The 671-nt window shown below is 57.8% G+C and carries 1 protein-coding gene and 1 pseudogene; one reads left to right on the forward strand and one right to left on the reverse strand.

Translation table 11 applies throughout. The annotated features are described in order from the left end of the window. Window positions 1-150 (forward strand): annotated as a pseudogene (locus AC0L3X_RS47325) (LabA-like NYN domain-containing protein); the annotation flags it as partial. 329 nt (window positions 151-479) lie between these two features. On the opposite strand, the gene AC0L3X_RS47330 reads toward AC0L3X_RS47325, so the two are convergent. After that, a partial coding sequence (locus AC0L3X_RS47330; protein WP_473317643.1) for a hypothetical protein occupies window positions 480-671 on the reverse strand: 192 nt, incomplete at its 5' end.

Genomic DNA, 671 nt, shown 5'->3' on the forward strand with positions numbered 1-671 from the left:
CCGCCGATGATCGCCGACGAGCTGCGCCGCCAGGCCGACGTCTTCACCGACCTCGTCGAGCTGCAATCCAAGCTCGGACGCGACCCGTCCGAACGCCCCGCCCCGCGTGACCGCGGCGAGGGACGCGGTCATCCGCCAAAGTTCGCATGAACCGAAGCGGAACGACCCTCACGATTGAACCCTGTTTCTACAGCCTTGTGGGCTCGTTGGCCCAAGGTCTTGCTGCATTGCGCCCAAAGACACGCCGCACCATTGGCTTGTTTGGGTCGACGCCACCCGAGGCAGGTATAGCGTGCGGCTAGCCCTAGCGTTTGAGAAAAGCACGGAGGTAATGATACCAAGCGACCGCATTCCGCTTAGCGACGCATAACCCACGCTAGTGGGTACAGGTGCCTCGCCCAAGAGATCGTAATGCTACAGGTCGCAATGGAAAAAGAAGCTGTTCTTGCGCATCATTTGTCATGGTGCACCCGATCTATTCACATGCTCGATAGAAACCATGAAATTACCTCTGATACCTGAGCGCGGACATAGTTGAGGTTACCTTCTCCCTCAAGCTCTCGAGGTACGTGGCAGGTGCTAATTTGACCGACCTTGACCTGCCCCTGCCGATTTCCTCCAGTTGAAGTTAGAGTCCGGCCTTCTGAAGGACGGACAGATGAAGCGAGCCA

This window comes from Bradyrhizobium sp. MI1.7 (genome assembly GCF_055811795.1).